The organism is Mesorhizobium sp. M8A.F.Ca.ET.208.01.1.1, from assembly GCF_004791315.1.
GTDB lineage: Bacteria > Pseudomonadota > Alphaproteobacteria > Rhizobiales > Rhizobiaceae > Mesorhizobium.
The window spans coordinates 1-290 of sequence record NZ_SRUT01000363.1; the positions used below are offsets into that span (position 1 = coordinate 1).

Genomic DNA, 290 nt, shown 5'->3' on the forward strand with positions numbered 1-290 from the left:
GATGGAAAACTAGCCTCGGAGCTGCTAAAATCAATAGACAGTTAAACAACGAGGCGCACAGTTCGCGCTGGGAGGAAAGGAGATCGACCCAAGGGAGCTGCGATGCGCAACCATTCCGAAATGGACCTGATGCTGAGGGGCTATGGGCTGACCACGGCCAAGATTCTCTATCACTTCCCCGACCACCCGCATCTGCTGCAGAGCTATATCTGGCAGGACTACGATATCGCTCCCAAATTTCCGGTGCTGATCCGCTTCATCGAATTCTGGAAGACCAGGCTCGATGGGCC

1 protein-coding gene is annotated in these 290 nt (G+C 54.5%); it reads left to right on the forward strand.

Annotated elements, in window-relative coordinates:
* Nucleotides 1-102: 102 nt before the first annotated feature.
* The coding region (locus EN851_RS35670) for an aspartate-semialdehyde dehydrogenase (RefSeq protein ID WP_135931135.1) at nucleotides 103-290 on the forward strand (188 nt) is incomplete at its 3' end.